Source organism: Pseudomonas sp. SJZ080 (assembly GCF_007828295.1).
GTDB lineage: Bacteria > Pseudomonadota > Gammaproteobacteria > Pseudomonadales > Pseudomonadaceae > Aquipseudomonas > Aquipseudomonas migulae_A.
Map to the genome: position 1 here is coordinate 59,250 of NZ_VIUK01000003.1, position 15,877 is coordinate 75,126.

Genomic DNA, 15,877 nt, shown 5'->3' on the forward strand with positions numbered 1-15,877 from the left:
ACCAGACAGCACGCGTTATCGTTGACGACCATCGCCAGCAAGCCGGCTCCTACAAGGGTCAGTGTCAACGGTGCGGATCAAGGGAGGGATATGCCGGACCTGGTGCAGGCACAGCGACCGTTCCCGATCATGGGCACCTGTAGCTGAAGCAAAACCTGTAGGAGCCGGCTTGCTGGCGATGGGCGCAAGGGCGCTACGTTGAACCAGACAGCACGCGTTATCGTTGACGACCATCGCCAGCAAGCCGGCTCCTACAAGGGTCAGTGTCAACGGTGCGGATCAAGGGAGGGATATGCCGGATTTTTCTAAAATCATGGCACTTTGGTTTGATTGAACTACCGTCAAACAATAAGAAGTCATAACGGCTCCAGTTTCCAAGTTAGCTTCAGTGATCAGATTGGCAAAAGGAGTTAGCTCACTATGATCATGGCAGGCGTATTCCGGCTCTGTACCTGCATGGCCGTTTATTTTTCGGGGGGGGGCAGGTTGGCGGACAGTACCGTCCGTAACTGCCAGCATCACTCTGCCGGGCACTCCAGATAACCGCCTCACTAAAAACCGTTTTAGCAAAGGTCGCTCGCTGTCCAGCCAGATCAGCGAACTGCGCCCGCTCGTGTGTTGCCCGCAAGGAATAACGCCAAAGCCACGGATAAGTGGTCTGGCGCATTGGGGGGGATAGTCCGATCCCCGTGAAGTGATCAGAGACAACTTAGTCTGCCTATAGATGGCCTATCCAGTGAGGATGCACTAAATGAGCCTTCGTCCCGCGCCCGCTTTCAAGCAAATTATCCATGGCCTGTTCTGGACGGGTCTCAGCGTGAATGCGGCTCAGGCCGCACCTGCCAATTGTTCGCAACTGGACAGTTGGTCGACTACGTTCGAGGTCGGTCAGGGGCTGCAGAATGAAATGCGAAGCCCCGTTCCGATAACGCAACTGGCGGTGGGTGACCCGAAAATTGCCGACGTGCAACCCAGCGGCAGCAACGCGTTCATACTAACGGGCATGACACCGGGGACCACCAGCCTGATGGTCTGGACTGCCTGTTCGAAAACGCCGCGCCAAAGCATGGTGTTCGTCAAGGGTAAAGCCACATCGGCACTGACCAGCGCGCCGTCGGTGCCCTCCGACGACCCGCTGCTGCCGAGCCAGGTGCAGACCGATATCCGTTTCGTCGAAGTCAGCCGGACCAAGCTCAAGGAAGCCTCCGCCTCGATTTTCGGCACCCGTGGCAACTTCCTGTTCGGCTCGCCGAGAACCTTGCCCACCATCGGCGGCATTGTCACGCCGGCGATTCCGGTGAATAACAACAACTTCAACCTCACATTTGCTACCGGCAATACCCTGGTGGCGCTAAATGCGCTGGAAGGCAGTGGTTTCGCCTACACCCTGGCTCGGCCAAGCCTGGTAGCGCTCAGCGGGCAGAGTGCGAGCTTCCTGGCCGGCGGTGAAATACCGATTCCGGTGCCCAGTTCAGGCAGCGATAACGTGTCCATCGAGTACAAGGAATTCGGTATCCGCCTGACTCTGACGCCAACCATCATCGGGAAAAATCGTATCGCGCTGAAGGTGGCGCCGGAAGTCAGTGAACTGGACTTCACCAACGCCGTGAGCGTCGCCGGCACGATAGTCCCGGCCCTGAGCGTGCGCCGTACCGATACCAGCATCTCCCTGGCCGACGGCGAAAGCTTCGTCATCAGCGGCCTGATCAGCTCCCGCAACAACTCCCAGGTGAACAAGTTTCCGGGGCTGGGCGATATCCCGGTTCTGGGCGCATTTTTCCGCGACAACACCATCAACCGTGAAGAGCGCGAACTGCTGATGATCGTCACCCCCCATCTGGTCCAGCCACTGGCTGCCAATGCACAACTACCGTCATTGCCCGGTGAACAGCTGCGCAATTACGACCCGAACTTCTACCGCATGTTTTTCCTGGAAAATGGCGACTTCGACAGTCTCAGCGGGCTCTCGCAATGATCAGAAGCCTGAACCGGACTTGCCTCACCCTCACTCGTAACGGTGACGTTGAACGCCTGCCGGGCCAGTTTCATAGCCATTGGCCGGGCGTTCAACCTGTCGTAGCCAGAGGACATTCGATGAAAGCAGTCATTGCAATAGCGGCGACATTAATGCTCGCAGGCTGTGCCAGTAATGGCCTGTCTTCGCGACCGGCCAGCTGTGCCAAGCCCGGTTCGGAGCAGGAACTGGCCCTGAACCTGGCCGACAACATGGCCGACGAAGGCCGTTTGTATGCCAGCCTGGCGAACCTGGAAGGTCTGCCCGACAACCTGGTCCAGGTTCGCCTGCGCAAGGCTCGGGTGCTGCGCATGATGGGGCGTAGCGGCGACGCGCAGCCGTTGTACGAAAGCTTGCTCGGCACCTGTCTGACGGCTGAAGGGGAACATGGCCTGGGCCAGTTGGCCGCCGCCAAAAATGATAACGCCACCGCTGCCACTCACCTTGAGCGTGCGGTGAAGATGGCCCCCACCGACGACAGGATGCGAAATGACCTGGGGGTCGTCTACCTCAATCAGCGACGGATCCCTGAAGCACGCTTTGAGTTCATGACCGCCATGGAGCTCAAGCAGGCAAACACACTGGCGGCACTCAATATGGTGACGCTGCTGATCTACCAGGATAACTGGAAGGCGGCTGCTGACCTCGTGACCCGCGCCGACTTGAGCCCCAAGCAAGTCGCCGAGGCTCAAACCCGCGCGGAAAAACTCAAGGCCTCCGCCAAAAAAGTGGTGGCTTCCGAGGGGAATCGCAGGACAGAGGTAGCCGATGCCTCTTCCAGTGCGAACCAGTAAAACGTACGAGGAGTCGAGATGAATACCAAAAGGCTGTTGATCGTGTGCATGGCTTGCCTGTCCACCACTGCCTGGGCTATTGAGCCGGGCCCCTCTTCGCCGTATCAACAAGGCACCGAACAGTGGCTGCAGTTGCAGATTCGAGGTGTGGTTGCCTCCCCTGAACTGCAAACCGCTTCGGCCGCCGAACGTGACCTGGCCATGCAGCGCTGGCTGAATAGCTTCAACTACCCGATTCCGGAGTTTTATGACCAGGATACTGGGGGAGAGATCACTAGCGGCAACTGAGGCATGTCGATGGGTGATCAGCCTCTGGCGTAGTCCAGAGTAGCCTGGCTGCAAAGCCGGGCTTGATGTCGTGTGCAGGAAAACGATGGTCTCTACACATCAGGATTACCCTGCTGCGGGAAATGTGTGGATCCATGACAGGAAAGTGCAGATCAGCCTCGGGGGGCAAGGCCATCGCACTCGATAGCCTCTGCCCGTTTTTACCTCACCCGAATACTTTGAGTACCCCGATCAAGGCCGGGCCGATAGCGACCAGAAAGAAGCTCGGCCACAGACAGAAAATCAGTGGAAATATCAGCTTGGTACCAATTTTCGCCCCCATCTCTTCGGCGGCCTGAGTACGCCGATCACGGAATTCATCGGCATAGATGCGCAGGGTATCGGCCACGCTGGTACCAAAGCGGATACTCTGCGCCAACAGGCTGACCAGCCCTTGTACGTCATCCAGGCCAGTGCGCACAGCCAGTTGTTTGAGCGCCGCTGTACTGGAAATGCCCGCGCGGATTTGCGCATTGACCAAGGCCAGTTCTTCAGCCAGTTCGACCTGGCTGACTGACATCTCCTCCGCCACCCGTTCGATCGTGGTGGGCAAGGCAAGGCCCGACTCCACGCAGACGACCATCAGATCCAGCGCATCCGGAAACGCGGCACGCAACCGACCTTGTCGCAACTGCTTGCGCTTGGCGACATACAGCGCTGGCAGCAACCATCCGATACCTGCAGCCAAGACCACCGCCAGCAGCCCCATGGCGAGGGAAACCCTGGGAATCATCGGCAATAGCAGCAACGCAATACCGACTAATAACAGCGGCGTCATCAAGCGCACAGCCCAGTACATCTGCACCGCCGAAGAGGACCGGTACCCTGCATGCGTCAACAATGTCTGGGTGACGGATGTCTGAGCCGATTCGGCCGAGGCAAAACGCTGGCCGACCCGCTCCAGTAACAGTTGCAGATTACCCGGGGCTTCTTGCCCGGCGGTGTTGCCTGAATGACCACGCTTGATCAGCGCCAGACGACGCTGTACCGGATCCTGAAGCCCCATCACCAGCAAGCTCACGGCGACAACCGCAAGCACCGTACTCAAACCGATCGCGCCGAGGAACAACAGGCGCCCCACCTCCTCGCTCCCCGTGACCCGACTGAACAACCCGAGCAAAAAGTCCATGACCTGTACCTCCCGGTAGCGAATACCGCTTAAACCTGAATCCGAATGATTTTGCGTATCCAGAAAATCCCGACCAGCATGGCGCAAAACGCCCCGATGATCAGTTTGTGGCCGATGGGATCATTGAGCAGCACAGGCATGTAGGTGGGGCTTGTGAAAACGATCGCAATCGCCAGCACGAACGGAATCGACACCAGCACCCAGGCTGACATCCGCCCTTCGGCCGACAGGGTCCTGATCTTGCGCTGGAAGCGAAAACGCCCGCGGATCAGGCGACTCAAACGCTCCAGCACCTCGGTCAGATTGCCGCCGGTCTCGCGATGGATGAGGATTGAGGTCACCAGCATCATCACCGTCATGCTCGGCATCCGCTCCAGCAGGCCGAGCATGGCCCGACGTACATCGTTGCCGTAGTTGATATCAGCGAAAGTCAGGCCAAACTCCTGAGCGACCGGCCCCTTATGCTCCTCGGCGACCAAGCGCAGGGTTTCGTTGAACGGGTGCCCGGCGCGCAGGGCACGGCAGATGGCATCCAGTGCATCCGGCAGGCCTTCCTCAAACCCGGCGAAGCGTTTGCTACGGTCACGAGAAATTTTCAGCAGTGGTAGCCAGAACGCTCCGAAGCCCGCCAGCAACGCCATCCACCAGACTGACGAGATCATCCAGATCGAGAGGCTTGCACAGGCGCCCAGGAACAGCCCGAGCAACAACACCCGATAAGCACGGTATTCATGACCGGACTGCTCGATCATCTGGGTCAGGCTCGCCATAAAGGGCAACTGCTCGAGCATGGCCTCCAGTGGCGTCAAGCGCGTCAGGTATTTCTGTCGCAACACCGTCTGCATATTGGGCAGATTGTTGGCTTTCTCCAGAACGTGCAAACGGCCGCGGATACGCTTGCGCATCTTGCCGGCCTCGCCGAACACCGGCACCACCACCCCCTGAGACAGGAGGAACACAGCGATAAACACCATGCCGAGGAACATCAGAATGAATTCACCAGGAATATTGCTCATGACTGCCGTGCCTCCATCCATTCAGGCCTGAACATCGTAAGCGGCAACTCGATGCCGCGCTTGGCCAGCACATCGCGGAACGCGGGGATCATGCCGCTGGGACGATAATCACCCAGCACTTCGCCGTTTTCGCCCATGCCATGGCGCACGAAGGAAAAGATTTCGGTCATGGTGATGATTTCGCCCTCCATGCCGTTGATTTCCTGCACGCTGACCAGTCTGCGCTTACCATCCTCTTGGCGTTCCAATTGGATCACCACATCAATGGCCGAAGCGATCTGCTGCCGCATGGCCTTGATCGGAAAGGTCGCCCCGGTCATCGACACCATGTTCTCGACTCGCCCCAACGCATCGCGTGCAGTGTTGGCGTGGATCGTGGTCAACGAGCCGTCGTGGCCGGTGTTCATCGCAGTCAGCATGTCCAGCGCCTCTACGCCGCGAACCTCGCCGATCACTATGCGGTCCGGACGCATCCGCAGGCTGTTGCGCACCAACTCCCGCTGGCTCACTTCGCCACGGCCCTCGATGTTCGAAGGCCGGGTTTCCAGGCGCACCACATGGGGTTGCTGCAGTTGCAGTTCGGCCGAATCTTCGATGGTGACAATCCGCTCGTTTTGCGGAATGAAACTGGACAGCACATTGAGCATGGTGGTCTTGCCGCTGCCGGTACCGCCGGAAATCAGCACGTTCAAGCGCCCACGGACAATCGCCTTGAGCAGCAGGGCAATGGCCGGGGTCAACGTCCCCACCTGGATCAGACTGTCGGTATTGAGCAGGTCCACCGCAAAGCGCCGAATCGACATGCTCGGGCCATCGATGGCCAGCGGCGGGATAATCGCGTTGACCCGCGAACCGTCCTTGAGCCGGGCATCCACCAACGGCGAGGACTCGTCGATACGCCGCCCCAGGTTGGAGACGATACGGTCGATGATGTTCAACAAATGCTGATCATCGCGAAAACGCACATCAGTCCGTTGCAGTTTGCCGAAGCGCTCGACATAGACCGAGGCAAAGCCGTTGACCAGAATGTCGGACACGCTGTGATCGGCCAGCAACGGTTCCAGAGGCCCCAGGCCGAGCACCTCGTCGGTGATCTGCTTTATGATCAACTGGCGGCTGACGGAACTCACCGGTGCCGAATGCTCATCGAGCAGGCGCTGGCAAATATCGCGAATCTGCCGAGCAGCCTCGGCCTGCTCAAGGGAGTCCAGCAAGGACAGGTCCATGACCTTGAGCAACTGCTGGTAGATCTTTTCCCGCCACTCGGACTCCACCGGGGTGACCTGGCTTTTGGTTTCGTATAGAACGTCTGGTGTCACACGTTCCCACGCCATTATTTCCTCTGGCGGATCCAGCAGATCGTCGTGCGATTGGGCAGCGACGGGTTTACCGGACTGTTTGCGCAAGCGGTTACGAAAGTCGCTGATCATGGGTCATCCCCCGAAAAAACGGTTGAAGGTGCGTTTGAGCAAGCCTTTGTTGCCGGCCACCTGTTGACCGACCAGGTCCTCGGTCATGTCGCGCAGTGCAGCAGTAATCGCTGCCCTCGGCGCATGCAGCCCCAACGGCACACCAGTGTTCTGACTCTGGCTGACCAGATTGAAGTCGTTGGGTAATTTCGACAGATTGGTGCAACGTAGCGCCTCGCCAACATCTTTCAGGCTGATCGCTGCGGCCTTGTCATAACGGTTGACCACTATCTGCAATTGATCCCCGCGCACGCCCAGGTCATCGCGAAGAATCCGCACCAGAGAGCTGGCATCGCGCAGATGGCTGACGCTCTGTTGCACCACCACGTACACCCGATCCACCTGCTCCAGCACAGAACCGGTGAGGTGATCGATTTGCCGCGGCAGGTCGACCACCACCCAGCCATAACTGGCGCGGGCCAACTGCAAGAGGGCGTCAAGTTGCTCGGGCTGGGCATCCTGCGGCAAACACAGCTCACCAGCCCGACCACCCAGCACATGCAAGGTCGGGCTGAAGTGACTGCAAAAACCGCGTAACGCGACGCTGTCCATGCCGTCGATCTGATGTAACACCTCCAGTTGGCTGTGCGTCTGCGCCACATCCAGACAATGCGTCACGCTGCCAAATTGCAGGTCCATATCCAGCAACAGGGTGCTGCCGCCTTTCATGCTGAGCTGTTGTGCCAGGTTGCAGGCCACCATGGTTCCGCCGGAACCGCCCTTTGCGCTCATCACGGCGATCAATTTCCCGTCAGCCCCACTGCCGCTCCGAACCTCCGTGAGCAGCCGATTCATGGCGGCGACCAGTTCGGTCTCGGCGATGGGCTCCGGCAGCACGTCCCGCGCACCGGCCTGCATCGCCAGGCGCATGGCTTCCTGTTCGCTCAGCAGTCCGCACACCAACATCGGCGGACGCTCGTGGGCCGGGCGTTGCAACAGCGCCGACAACTCCTCGCGCCACAGGTGGCTGACGCGCAACAGCAACAGATCGGGCATACGGTCCAGGCTGTAGAGCGGGTCAACATGCCCATTGCTCACCAGGCGAGTGCTGACCTCAAGGCCAGGCATGCGCTGACAGACACTCTGCAGATCGCGCAAAGAGGTGGCATCACGGCTACTGATCAGCAACCGCAAACCGGTTTTGCCAGTCGAACTGGATATCGGCGTTTCCTTCATATTCAGCATGGTGTGATCTCCCCGGAATCGGAATGACGCCCGAGACTTTCGCGTGGCAACGTTGCCCTGAATGCAGGCAAGGTAATGGGCACGCCTAACCCGGGAATAAACAGATTGAAAACGAAGTTTTGCAGACTCAACTGGACATAGCGGATGGCACGAAAGCCGTTGACGCTGACCAGGTCAGCGGGGTTGGCCACCAGAGCGCCATTTGCGTCCAGATAGGTCAACGTCAGATTAGTGGTGGCCAGATTGCTGATCAGCTGGCTCGTACCTGCATCGGTCGCGGCATTGAAGATTGCCCGCCGCAACACCACCGGATCGCTGATATCGCAGACAGCTGCCAGGCGCGCACCACGGCGCGCGGCCTCATCCAATGCATTGACCGTGAAGTACAGGCGGCCCATTTCCAACACGCCAAACAACAGCGTGAACACCAGCAGACCAACGAAGGCGAACTCCACCGTATAGGTTCCGCGCATGTGTTTTCTATTCATCACAGTGCCCTCATCACGGTAGTGGCAACCAGCGGAATGCTCAGCGCAATCTGATTGCCAAACAAACCCGGAATCGAGCCGCCACAATTGCCACTGCCAATCACCGGGCAGAACGTATAGGTGATGGTGACTCGCACATGGTCGGTGCCCACCGCGGCGACGACCACGTTGTCAGGCGTCAACCCGGACAACACAGCGGTGCCGGTGTTGGCAGGCACGCCATACACCGCAACGTTTTTCGTCTGGGCCTGTAGCGCATTGCTCAGAGAGACCGCACCCAGCGTCGAGTTCCAGGCGTGGCCTGCGACAAAACGGTCGGCATCCCGGCTGGCCTGCAGCAACACGTTGTACTGATAGAGCATGCGGCCGATCTCACCGAGGCTCAGTAACAGCAGCAGCAACACCGGCAGGACGAGGGTGAATTCCACCATGGCCAGGCCTTGCTGGCGCTGCGGAGGTTTAAACGCGTGAAGTCTCATGACGCCTCCTATGAGTCAGTGCTCGGAGTACCGCTGCCGTTGAGATAGGTTTTGTAGAGCTGGATGATCTGTGGGCCGGAATCGGTTGACGGCGTAGGGCCGGCCACGTTGTCGCCTTCGCACTCCTTCACGAACTGCCCGAAGATCTGAGCGTCCCCGCCACCGCCATCCATGGGTTGCACCACGTAATAGCAGCCGAAACCGAGGACGGGGATCGAGGTTGAACCGCCTTGTTTGCCCGTGCAGTTGCCCACCACAATTTTCATCATCCGGCGCTCGAACACGCCATGACTCTCACAACCACTGCCAGCCCCTGCCACACACGCGGCAACGCTCGCACGCCAGTCGTTGTAGTCAAATATCGCGTCGCTGCCCGCCGTGAGATTGCCGTTGCTCGAGGTGACGGTTTGCCCCTTGTACTTCGCCTGTGCCGGTGTGACCGAGTCGTCGTAAGTGATCGCGGGGTTGCTGGACGCGGTCACCAGGTCCGGCGGATAGTCCGAGGCACTGACCGGGCCGTTGTAAATGCCGAAGCGTGTGTTCAAGCCCTGGGAGGTAGGGCCGACCTTGTTGCCAGGTGCGGTCTGGACGTTGTCCCCCACAGCGCGGCAGACCTTGCCGCCTCCGGCCAGGTCCTCCCTGACCGTACTGCCGCCCGAACCAAAATCGAGCAACTGAAAGTTGCCTGGACCAATGGGCGACGAATTGCCGGCAGCCGTCTTCAATACCTGCAAATCACCAAACTGGAATCCCCAGAACATGCCTGCGCCAGGGTTGTATTGAGTCGGGTCGCCACAGACCATCAAAGGCGAGAGATCACAAGGACTGGTAGGGCTGGGTCCGGCAGTGGCGATTGCCGCCACTGCTTTGGCCCCCAGGCCGCCAGAACCGAATACCTGGGCGAAATTCCAGAAAAATCCGGTCAGGTTATAGCTCGGTACCGATACCCGAACGTATTTGGCATTCGCTGGCCCGGGATAGGAGAACGGCCCATAGACACTGCTTGCCAGTTCCACCACCGCGAATGTGGCTGCGTTGCCACCAACCGCCGTTGCCAATTCTGTGTTGCCCGTGGCATTCGCATTTTGCGTCAGCGTATTGAGTGCGGCAGTCCGCGTCGTACTGGCAATATTGGCACCACCTTCCACCTGACTCAGGGTTTTGGCGCCACTCAGGGCCGCGGCGTCCACCGCATTCTGCAAGCGCGTTTTGTTCAGCATCATGTGCCCGCCGTCCAAAGCCAGTGCGGCCACCATGCCAATCGCCGCCAACGCGATCACCATCAATACACTCACCGATCCTTTCTGGCGCCTTGGCGTCGCAGTGAACGGCTGCTGAATACGACGATTCATCATCAAGCCCTCATTTGCCAATACTGATGCGGATCGGCTCCGCCAAGACCTGGTGTCCAGGACCTGTTACGCCCTGTCAGCGAATGTTGACGACTTTGGTTTCGACCCCGCGGATGACGGTGATAGCCCCACCACTTTCGCCGCTGCTGCGTTGCACCACGCGTTTTGGCACCGTGGCGGTGGCCACTGCCATGACCGGTGCGGCAGGTGCAACAGGTGCAACGGCCGCGATTTTTTTCTCGGTGTTCAGCGGATTGCGCAAGGTCAATTGCAACTTCCCTTCCGTTTGCGCCGTGACCAGGGTTTCAGCCTCTGCGGTCGTCATTTCCAGCGTCACTGCACGCACCACCACCGGTTGGGTCTTGTCGGTACCCGCCGTCTGGTCTACCGCCAATACCCGCAAGTTTTCGAGGATGGTCCTGGACACGGCGCTATTGCTGCCGGCACTGGTGGTTTTGGTCGCGAGTACATCGACCCGGTTACCCGGCAACAGGAACCCGCCCACACCGACCACATCGTCCACCCGTACCGAGATGGCACGCTTGTCTGTCGCAATCAGCGAAGCCAGGGTGCTGCCACCCAAGTGCTCACTCAGACGCGCACCGCGCACAATGTCGCCCTTCAGAATGTCGAACGTTGCGATCTTGCCCACAGCCTTTTCGCTCAAGTCGAAGGCGTCTTCCGGGATCGTATCCATGGGCATGCGTACGGTCGTGACCTGCTGAGCCTCGACCATCTGCCCGAATGGAATCTCTACCGTGGCGACCACTACGCTTCGAAGGTGATCATCCGGGCTGGCATTGAGCCGGGCGCTCAGCCAGGAGTCAGCCATCCATGCAGCACCAAGGCCCATGACCAGGGAAACGCCTATCAGGGAAAGAGTACGAGAGCTCATGTCAGTATCTCCGTATCAAAGAAAGTCGAGCTGGACGAAGTAGTTGTGCCAGGCCCATTCCAACTCTTGCGGTGACAGTGGTCCGGAACCGCCCATGTAACGTTGACGATCGAGCGCCATGCTCAGGAGATCTCGGGGATGGCAAGGCACCAGGGGCATGCCTTCACTTGCATAAAGCCTTTGCAGCACATAACGCACCAGCAACTGGTCATAAGGCACGCCCAGACGCTCGCTTTCCTGACGCCAGATCTTTTCGTACTCCTCGGGCTGCAGATAACCGAATTGCAGCTTGTAGCCAATCCGGCGAAGAAAGGCCTCATCGGCCAACTCCAGAGGATTGAGGTTGGTGGAAAACACCAGAATCAGATCGAACGGCAGCTCGCAATGCCGACCGCCGCCCAGGTTGAGATAATCGCGCTTCTCTTCCATCGGGACGATCCAGCGATTCAACAGCTCGGCGGGCGGCATGCGCTGGCGCCCCATGTCATCGATGATGAACAGGCCATTGCTGGCCTTGAGCTGCAAGGCAGCCTGGTATTGACGGGTGTAAGGGTCATAGCGAACGTCCAGTTGCTCCATGCTCAACTCACCGCCAGTGACGACGATCGGGCGTTTGCAGCACAGCAATCGACGGTCGATCCCTTCGTTGAGCATCAGGTTGTTCTGTTGAACGTTATCATCGAGCCGCTGATGCACTTGCGGGTCATAGATCTCGATCACGGATTCGTTGATGACGATGGCATGAGGCACCCAGATGGCCTCGTTGAACAGACGGATCAGCCGACGGCTGATATAGGTCTTGCCAGTACCCGCAGGGCCATAAATCATAATGGCGCGCCCGGAGTTCATCGCCACACCTAACTGATCGAGCATGCTGTCGGTGAGCACTACGCCAGCAAAGGCATTGCGCATATCGTTGGCGTTGATGCGACCATGGTGAATGGTTTGCAGTTTGATCAGGGACCGGTAGGTGCTCACCGGGAAGGGTGCCGCGCCGATGTAGCCACTGCGCGACAAGGCATCGCGGGCGGCGCTGCGCCCGCGTTCGGTCAGGCCATAACGCAGCATTTGCCCACTTGTCGTTTGCGACCCCAACTGGCCAAGCACCTCGACACGACCGTCCTTGCGCAGAAACGCCAGAACCTCATCCAGTACAGCGCCGGTCAGCGCCAGGCGCTCCACCAGCCGCGGCATGTCCAGCACGCCAGCGTCATACAAGTGTTTGCATACCAACTCGCCGAGGAAACTGTCTGTCAGACCAGTTTCGCGGATTGTGCACGGCTGGGGAGCCAGTCGTTGCACCGCGGCTCGAGCGCTGGGGTAGGCATCACTATCGACAATGATGTGCATGACTAACCTCCGAATCCACCGGCAACCAGTTGCCAGTAGACGCTGATTAAAGTGCCTATCAAGATTGCAACCGAATAAGGGAAAGGCTTGCCGGCTACTTCATCTGAAGTTGGCGCCAGATAGGCCTGCGCCCTCAGAATCAACCAATAACGTCCCAGGGTCTGAAGCAGTTGGCCGCGATACAGCACAATCAAAAAACCGCACACGCCACCCGCTATCAGGCTGAACAAGGCAGCCCACAATGCAAAATGGAAGGGTAGAAAACTGCCGACCATGGCCATTAACTTGACGTCGCCGGCGGCCATGCCACCCAAGGCGTACATCGGCAGAAACAGTGCAAAACAGACCAGGATGCCCAACAGGCTGTCAGCCAATCCGCTGACGCCACCTAAATACATTTGACCGCCCAGTCCCAGGGCAAGGCCCAACAGGACCAGCATGTTGGGGATACGGTGGCGACGCAGATCGCTCACCACCGCCACGCCCAATAGTCCTAGCAGTAAAACCGTCGTCACCAGCAATTCCATGGACATGGCGCATTCCCCCTACCGGGATTATCGTTAGCAGGCAGCACCTTTGACCGCCGCGCACAGTGCTGTAATCCTGGTGTTCACGGCGCCACCCAAAAGAATAAACATTGCGGCCACCGCTACCGTAACTAATCCACCGGCGACGGCGTATTCCACAATGGTCAGGCCATCTTCATCTTTGGCGAACTTGGCGATTGAAGTTCTGATGGTTAGCAGAGTCATTTTTGTATACCTCACTTCAACTGTGATACGGATCAGAAGTGCGTTGGCGGGGACACCATGAAGTCCATTGAGTTGCCCGATCTATCAGAGAGACTGTAAAACTGGTTGCTCTATGGATATCACCGCGCCCCACCACAGTAAGTGGCTGTCATCAGCAGGCGGCACCTTTGACCGCAGCGCACAGCGCTGTGATTCTGGTGTTCACGGCGCCACCCAAAAGAATAAACATTGCGGCCACCGCTACCGTAACTAATCCACCCGCTACCGCGTATTCCACAATGGTCAGGCCATCTTCATCTTTGGCGAACCGGGTGATTGAAGTTCTGATTGTTTGCAGATTCATTTTTTTGTACCTCACTTCATCGGTCATACGACTCAGAAAATACATTGGCGGGGACTGCGCGAAGTCCATTGAGTTGCCGGTCTATCAGAGAAACTGTAAAACCGGTTGCTCCATGAACATCACCGCGCACCACCACAACGGGTTACTGTCATCAGCAGGCAGCGCCTTTGACCGCAGCGCACAGCGCTGTGATTCTGGTGTTCACGGCACCGCCCAGAAGAGTGAACATTGCGGCAACAGCTACCGTGATTAATCCGCCGGCCACCGCGTATTCCACAATGGTCAGACCGTCTTCGTCTTTGGCGAACTTCACTACCGAAGCCTTGATTGTTTGCATGTTCATTTGGCCCACCTCACTCGAATGTTGTTTTTTCTGAGGCAGAACTTTCTGTGCTGCCTGATGCAACCCTAGTCAGTAAGCAGGCATAGGCGTTAGGAGGATTTTGCACATCATTAGGACTTTTTTGCGGAGCGGCCGGATACGGGGCATTGGCCTTTGCAGAAGTCACGAGAGGGGTAAACAGGGCATTGAAACGCAACGGCAATTGTCATTGATTCAGAAGCGACAAGTGGTTAAACCCGGGATCGTCGACAACACACCCGCAAACACTCGGCCCGGTCAGCCGCCCAGGAAACGCATATATCGAATAGATCTGTAACTCGTCGTTCCTATAAGGATTCAATCTGCAAAGTGATGGCGCATTGACAATACTCGAGAAAAGAGTCACCCAGACCTGCAGAGTAGAGACATGACGTCCAATTTGACCAAAAGGCCATCGCTCCTATGGTTCGATCTGACTCATGATCGATCCACGAAAGAACTGATCGCGCAGTTCGAGGGTACTTGCGACTGCAAACTGGCGAAAAACTCCATGCTGCCCATCGGGGAACAGGCGGACATGATCTGCATGCATTTCGATCGCCCCGACACCCCAGGCTTGAGGCTGTTGCTGGAGATCAAACGCAGCACACCGGCCATCCCGATCACCATGTTCACCGTGCAGCACTCAGAGGAACTGGCCGTCTGGGCCATGCGTTCCAGCGTCTGGGAATACATGGTGCTCCCGCTCTCGCTCACAGAGAAGAGTCGCTACCTGACTGCTGTAGTTCAGCTCTGCGAGCTGCGCCGAAATGTTACAGACCTGCGCAAGACGCTGCTGGTCGACCACTCCCCAACCCTGCCCGACAGCATCCGGCTGACCTCAGGGCACCAAAAACACCAGGCACTGAGCAATGTCATGCTGTACATCGAACAACACTTTCGAGACAGCATCGATCAAAGGGAATTGGCGCAGCGCTGTGGCATGACGACATTTCGCTTCAGCCGCCTGTTCAAGGAAGCCAATGGACTCGGCTTCACGGATTACATCTTGAACAAGCGCATGAACTTCGCCAAAGAACTGCTCGACAACAGCCAGATGCCTATTACCAGCATCGGCTATGAGGCCGGCTTCAAGGATCCGTCCTACTTCGCTCGTGCCTTCAAGCAGTTCGCAAACTGCACGCCCAGTGAATACCGCTTGGCGCGTCAAGAAAGAGCAACTGCAGCAGCGCAACTGGCGCAGGATGAAAATATCACTGAAGCGCTCGAAAGCCTGATAGAAAGCCTCAGCGGTTGATCGGCACCCGCAAGATTGCGCCCATGCCGGGCGTACATGAAAAAGGGGCAGACTTCACAGTCCGCCCCTCGGCTTCTTACTCAAAACCGCGAAACACTGCGCATCGCATCCACCAGATACCGCATCGCAATCCGGTCACTCTCCGACAACTCGCGATACCGCTCCACCAGTTTCAACTCCTCGGAATTAAGCCGACGCCTTCGCCGCCCGATGCCCAGGCAAGGGAAGATCCCCAACATTTCGGTGATGCCTTGTACTTTCGACATGGACGATGTCCCTCTTTACGTCAAAAAAGAAAACTTCAAAAACCGCATCGCCCTACCCTTTTTCAGCGGTCACCTCGTGCCAACTGAATCCCACCGGCCTGAGGGCGGAAACCGGTCATGCCCATAGAATAGAAACTATCCGGGTGCTGAAAAGCGGTTTTTAGAGTAATTAGTCGAAAAAAGCAGAAACGCCCTGTAAATCAGAAATCGCTGTGGGAAACGTTACCGGAAATGTCTTGTTTCACAGCCGAGCCATCGTCACGCCATCAATCATTTTTGCTCTGCCACCGAACGGTTTAAGCTATTTGGCATCTGTTTAAAGTCCGTTGCGTTTGGCCGAAGGCATGTCCGAACCTCCATTTTTGATCCAGCACGTGCCAGGAACGGCGCGGGATTGTT

Annotated in this window: 19 protein-coding genes; 4 read left to right on the top strand and 15 right to left on the bottom strand. The window is 57.8% G+C overall.

What is annotated here, in order from left to right:
- Positions 1-279: 279 nt before the first annotated feature.
- Positions 280-522: a hypothetical protein gene (locus FBY04_RS32305; protein WP_178118256.1), complete on the bottom strand. Its 243-nt coding sequence runs from the start codon at positions 520-522 to the stop codon at positions 280-282.
- 229 nt (positions 523-751) lie between these two features.
- Here FBY04_RS32305 and FBY04_RS05020 point away from each other — a divergent pair, with 229 nt between their 5' ends.
- The 3 genes from FBY04_RS05020 (at position 752) to FBY04_RS05030 (ending at position 3,096) form a co-directional block, all read left to right on the top strand.
- Entirely contained in the window at positions 752-1,975 is a 1,224-nt protein-coding gene (locus FBY04_RS05020) for a type II and III secretion system protein family protein (protein WP_145314697.1), read from the top strand.
- Between the two features lie 119 nt (positions 1,976-2,094).
- On the top strand, positions 2,095-2,808 hold the full coding sequence (locus tag FBY04_RS05025) for a tetratricopeptide repeat protein (protein ID WP_084321906.1): 714 nt from the start codon (positions 2,095-2,097) through the stop codon (positions 2,806-2,808).
- An 18-nt stretch (positions 2,809-2,826) separates the two neighbouring features.
- Complete coding sequence (locus FBY04_RS05030) at positions 2,827-3,096, top strand: DUF3613 domain-containing protein (RefSeq protein ID WP_084321905.1); 270 nt, start codon at positions 2,827-2,829, stop codon at positions 3,094-3,096.
- A 205-nt stretch (positions 3,097-3,301) separates the two neighbouring features.
- Here the strand turns inward: FBY04_RS05030 and FBY04_RS05035 are convergent, their stop codons facing one another.
- The 13 genes from FBY04_RS05035 to FBY04_RS05095 form a co-directional block, all read right to left on the bottom strand.
- Entirely contained in the window at positions 3,302-4,264 is a 963-nt protein-coding gene (locus FBY04_RS05035) for a type II secretion system F family protein (protein WP_145314698.1), read from the bottom strand.
- A 29-nt stretch (positions 4,265-4,293) separates the two neighbouring features.
- Positions 4,294-5,280, bottom strand: coding sequence for a type II secretion system F family protein (locus FBY04_RS05040; RefSeq protein ID WP_084321903.1), 987 nt, complete (start codon positions 5,278-5,280; stop codon positions 4,294-4,296).
- Complete coding sequence (locus FBY04_RS05045) at positions 5,277-6,710, bottom strand: CpaF family protein (RefSeq protein WP_084321902.1); 1,434 nt, start codon at positions 6,708-6,710, stop codon at positions 5,277-5,279. Before FBY04_RS05045 ends, FBY04_RS05040 begins: the two co-directional genes overlap by 4 nt.
- Before the next feature lie 3 nt (positions 6,711-6,713).
- Positions 6,714-7,934, bottom strand: a complete 1,221-nt coding sequence (locus tag FBY04_RS05050) for an AAA family ATPase (RefSeq protein ID WP_084321901.1) — start codon at positions 7,932-7,934, stop codon at positions 6,714-6,716.
- Positions 7,928-8,422, bottom strand: a complete 495-nt coding sequence (locus FBY04_RS05055; protein ID WP_084321900.1) for a TadE/TadG family type IV pilus assembly protein — start codon at positions 8,420-8,422, stop codon at positions 7,928-7,930. The genes FBY04_RS05050 and FBY04_RS05055 overlap by 7 nt, the downstream gene beginning before the upstream one ends.
- Positions 8,422-8,901 (bottom strand): TadE/TadG family type IV pilus assembly protein, encoded by a 480-nt coding sequence (locus FBY04_RS05060; protein ID WP_145314699.1) that lies wholly within the window; start codon positions 8,899-8,901, stop codon positions 8,422-8,424. The genes FBY04_RS05055 and FBY04_RS05060 overlap by 1 nt, the downstream gene beginning before the upstream one ends.
- Before the next feature lie 8 nt (positions 8,902-8,909).
- Positions 8,910-10,256: a TadE/TadG family type IV pilus assembly protein gene (locus FBY04_RS05065; RefSeq protein ID WP_145314700.1), complete on the bottom strand. Its 1,347-nt coding sequence runs from the start codon at positions 10,254-10,256 to the stop codon at positions 8,910-8,912.
- Between the two features lie 73 nt (positions 10,257-10,329).
- A complete protein-coding gene (gene cpaB / locus FBY04_RS05070) occupies positions 10,330-11,148 on the bottom strand; it encodes a Flp pilus assembly protein CpaB (RefSeq protein WP_145314701.1) in 819 nt (272 codons plus the stop codon).
- A gap of 15 nt (positions 11,149-11,163) precedes the next feature.
- Entirely contained in the window at positions 11,164-12,498 is a 1,335-nt protein-coding gene (locus FBY04_RS05075; protein WP_145314702.1) for an AAA family ATPase, read from the bottom strand.
- 2 nt (positions 12,499-12,500) lie between these two features.
- Positions 12,501-13,031: a prepilin peptidase gene (locus FBY04_RS05080; RefSeq protein ID WP_084321895.1), complete on the bottom strand. Its 531-nt coding sequence runs from the start codon at positions 13,029-13,031 to the stop codon at positions 12,501-12,503.
- 27 nt (positions 13,032-13,058) lie between these two features.
- Positions 13,059-13,250 carry a Flp family type IVb pilin gene (locus FBY04_RS05085; RefSeq protein ID WP_084321894.1) on the bottom strand — a complete coding sequence of 64 codons (192 nt, stop codon included), beginning with the start codon at positions 13,248-13,250 and terminating at the stop codon, positions 13,059-13,061.
- A gap of 151 nt (positions 13,251-13,401) precedes the next feature.
- On the bottom strand, positions 13,402-13,593 hold the full coding sequence (locus FBY04_RS05090) for a Flp family type IVb pilin (RefSeq protein ID WP_084321946.1): 192 nt from the start codon (positions 13,591-13,593) through the stop codon (positions 13,402-13,404).
- Positions 13,594-13,744: 151 nt separating this feature from the next.
- The gene (locus tag FBY04_RS05095) at positions 13,745-13,936 is read right to left on the bottom strand and encodes a Flp family type IVb pilin (RefSeq protein ID WP_084321893.1); all 192 of its coding nucleotides are present in this window, start codon (positions 13,934-13,936) and stop codon (positions 13,745-13,747) included.
- Positions 13,937-14,342: 406 nt separating this feature from the next.
- Between FBY04_RS05095 and FBY04_RS05100 the strand changes: the two genes are divergently transcribed.
- The gene (locus FBY04_RS05100) at positions 14,343-15,212 is read left to right on the top strand and encodes a DNA-binding response regulator (protein ID WP_084321892.1); all 870 of its coding nucleotides are present in this window, start codon (positions 14,343-14,345) and stop codon (positions 15,210-15,212) included.
- Between the two features lie 80 nt (positions 15,213-15,292).
- Here FBY04_RS05100 and FBY04_RS05105 read toward each other — a convergent pair whose 3' ends face one another.
- The gene (locus FBY04_RS05105; protein WP_017340256.1) at positions 15,293-15,478 is read right to left on the bottom strand and encodes a hypothetical protein; all 186 of its coding nucleotides are present in this window, start codon (positions 15,476-15,478) and stop codon (positions 15,293-15,295) included.
- Positions 15,479-15,877 lie beyond the last annotated feature (399 nt).

Coding starts and splice junctions, on each gene's coding strand:
- FBY04_RS05035 (WP_145314698.1), bottom strand. CDS start 4,264: ATGGACTTTTTGCTCGGGTTGTTCAGTCGGGTCACGGGGAGCGAGGAG.
- FBY04_RS05020 (WP_145314697.1), top strand. CDS start 752: ATGAGCCTTCGTCCCGCGCCCGCTTTCAAGCAAATTATCCATGGCCTG.
- FBY04_RS05045 (WP_084321902.1), bottom strand. CDS start 6,710: ATGATCAGCGACTTTCGTAACCGCTTGCGCAAACAGTCCGGTAAACCC.
- FBY04_RS05085 (WP_084321894.1), bottom strand. CDS start 13,250: ATGACTCTGCTAACCATCAGAACTTCAATCGCCAAGTTCGCCAAAGAT.
- cpaB (WP_145314701.1), bottom strand. CDS start 11,148: ATGAGCTCTCGTACTCTTTCCCTGATAGGCGTTTCCCTGGTCATGGGC.
- FBY04_RS05065 (WP_145314700.1), bottom strand. CDS start 10,256: ATGATGAATCGTCGTATTCAGCAGCCGTTCACTGCGACGCCAAGGCGC.
- FBY04_RS05060 (WP_145314699.1), bottom strand. CDS start 8,901: ATGAGACTTCACGCGTTTAAACCTCCGCAGCGCCAGCAAGGCCTGGCC.
- FBY04_RS05040 (WP_084321903.1), bottom strand. CDS start 5,280: ATGAGCAATATTCCTGGTGAATTCATTCTGATGTTCCTCGGCATGGTG.
- FBY04_RS05090 (WP_084321946.1), bottom strand. CDS start 13,593: ATGAATCTGCAAACAATCAGAACTTCAATCACCCGGTTCGCCAAAGAT.
- FBY04_RS05105 (WP_017340256.1), bottom strand. CDS start 15,478: ATGTCGAAAGTACAAGGCATCACCGAAATGTTGGGGATCTTCCCTTGC.
- FBY04_RS05055 (WP_084321900.1), bottom strand. CDS start 8,422: ATGAATAGAAAACACATGCGCGGAACCTATACGGTGGAGTTCGCCTTC.
- FBY04_RS05025 (WP_084321906.1), top strand. CDS start 2,095: ATGAAAGCAGTCATTGCAATAGCGGCGACATTAATGCTCGCAGGCTGT.
- FBY04_RS05095 (WP_084321893.1), bottom strand. CDS start 13,936: ATGAACATGCAAACAATCAAGGCTTCGGTAGTGAAGTTCGCCAAAGAC.
- FBY04_RS05030 (WP_084321905.1), top strand. CDS start 2,827: ATGAATACCAAAAGGCTGTTGATCGTGTGCATGGCTTGCCTGTCCACC.
- FBY04_RS05080 (WP_084321895.1), bottom strand. CDS start 13,031: ATGTCCATGGAATTGCTGGTGACGACGGTTTTACTGCTAGGACTATTG.
- FBY04_RS05100 (WP_084321892.1), top strand. CDS start 14,343: ATGACGTCCAATTTGACCAAAAGGCCATCGCTCCTATGGTTCGATCTG.
- FBY04_RS05050 (WP_084321901.1), bottom strand. CDS start 7,934: ATGCTGAATATGAAGGAAACGCCGATATCCAGTTCGACTGGCAAAACC.
- FBY04_RS05075 (WP_145314702.1), bottom strand. CDS start 12,498: ATGCACATCATTGTCGATAGTGATGCCTACCCCAGCGCTCGAGCCGCG.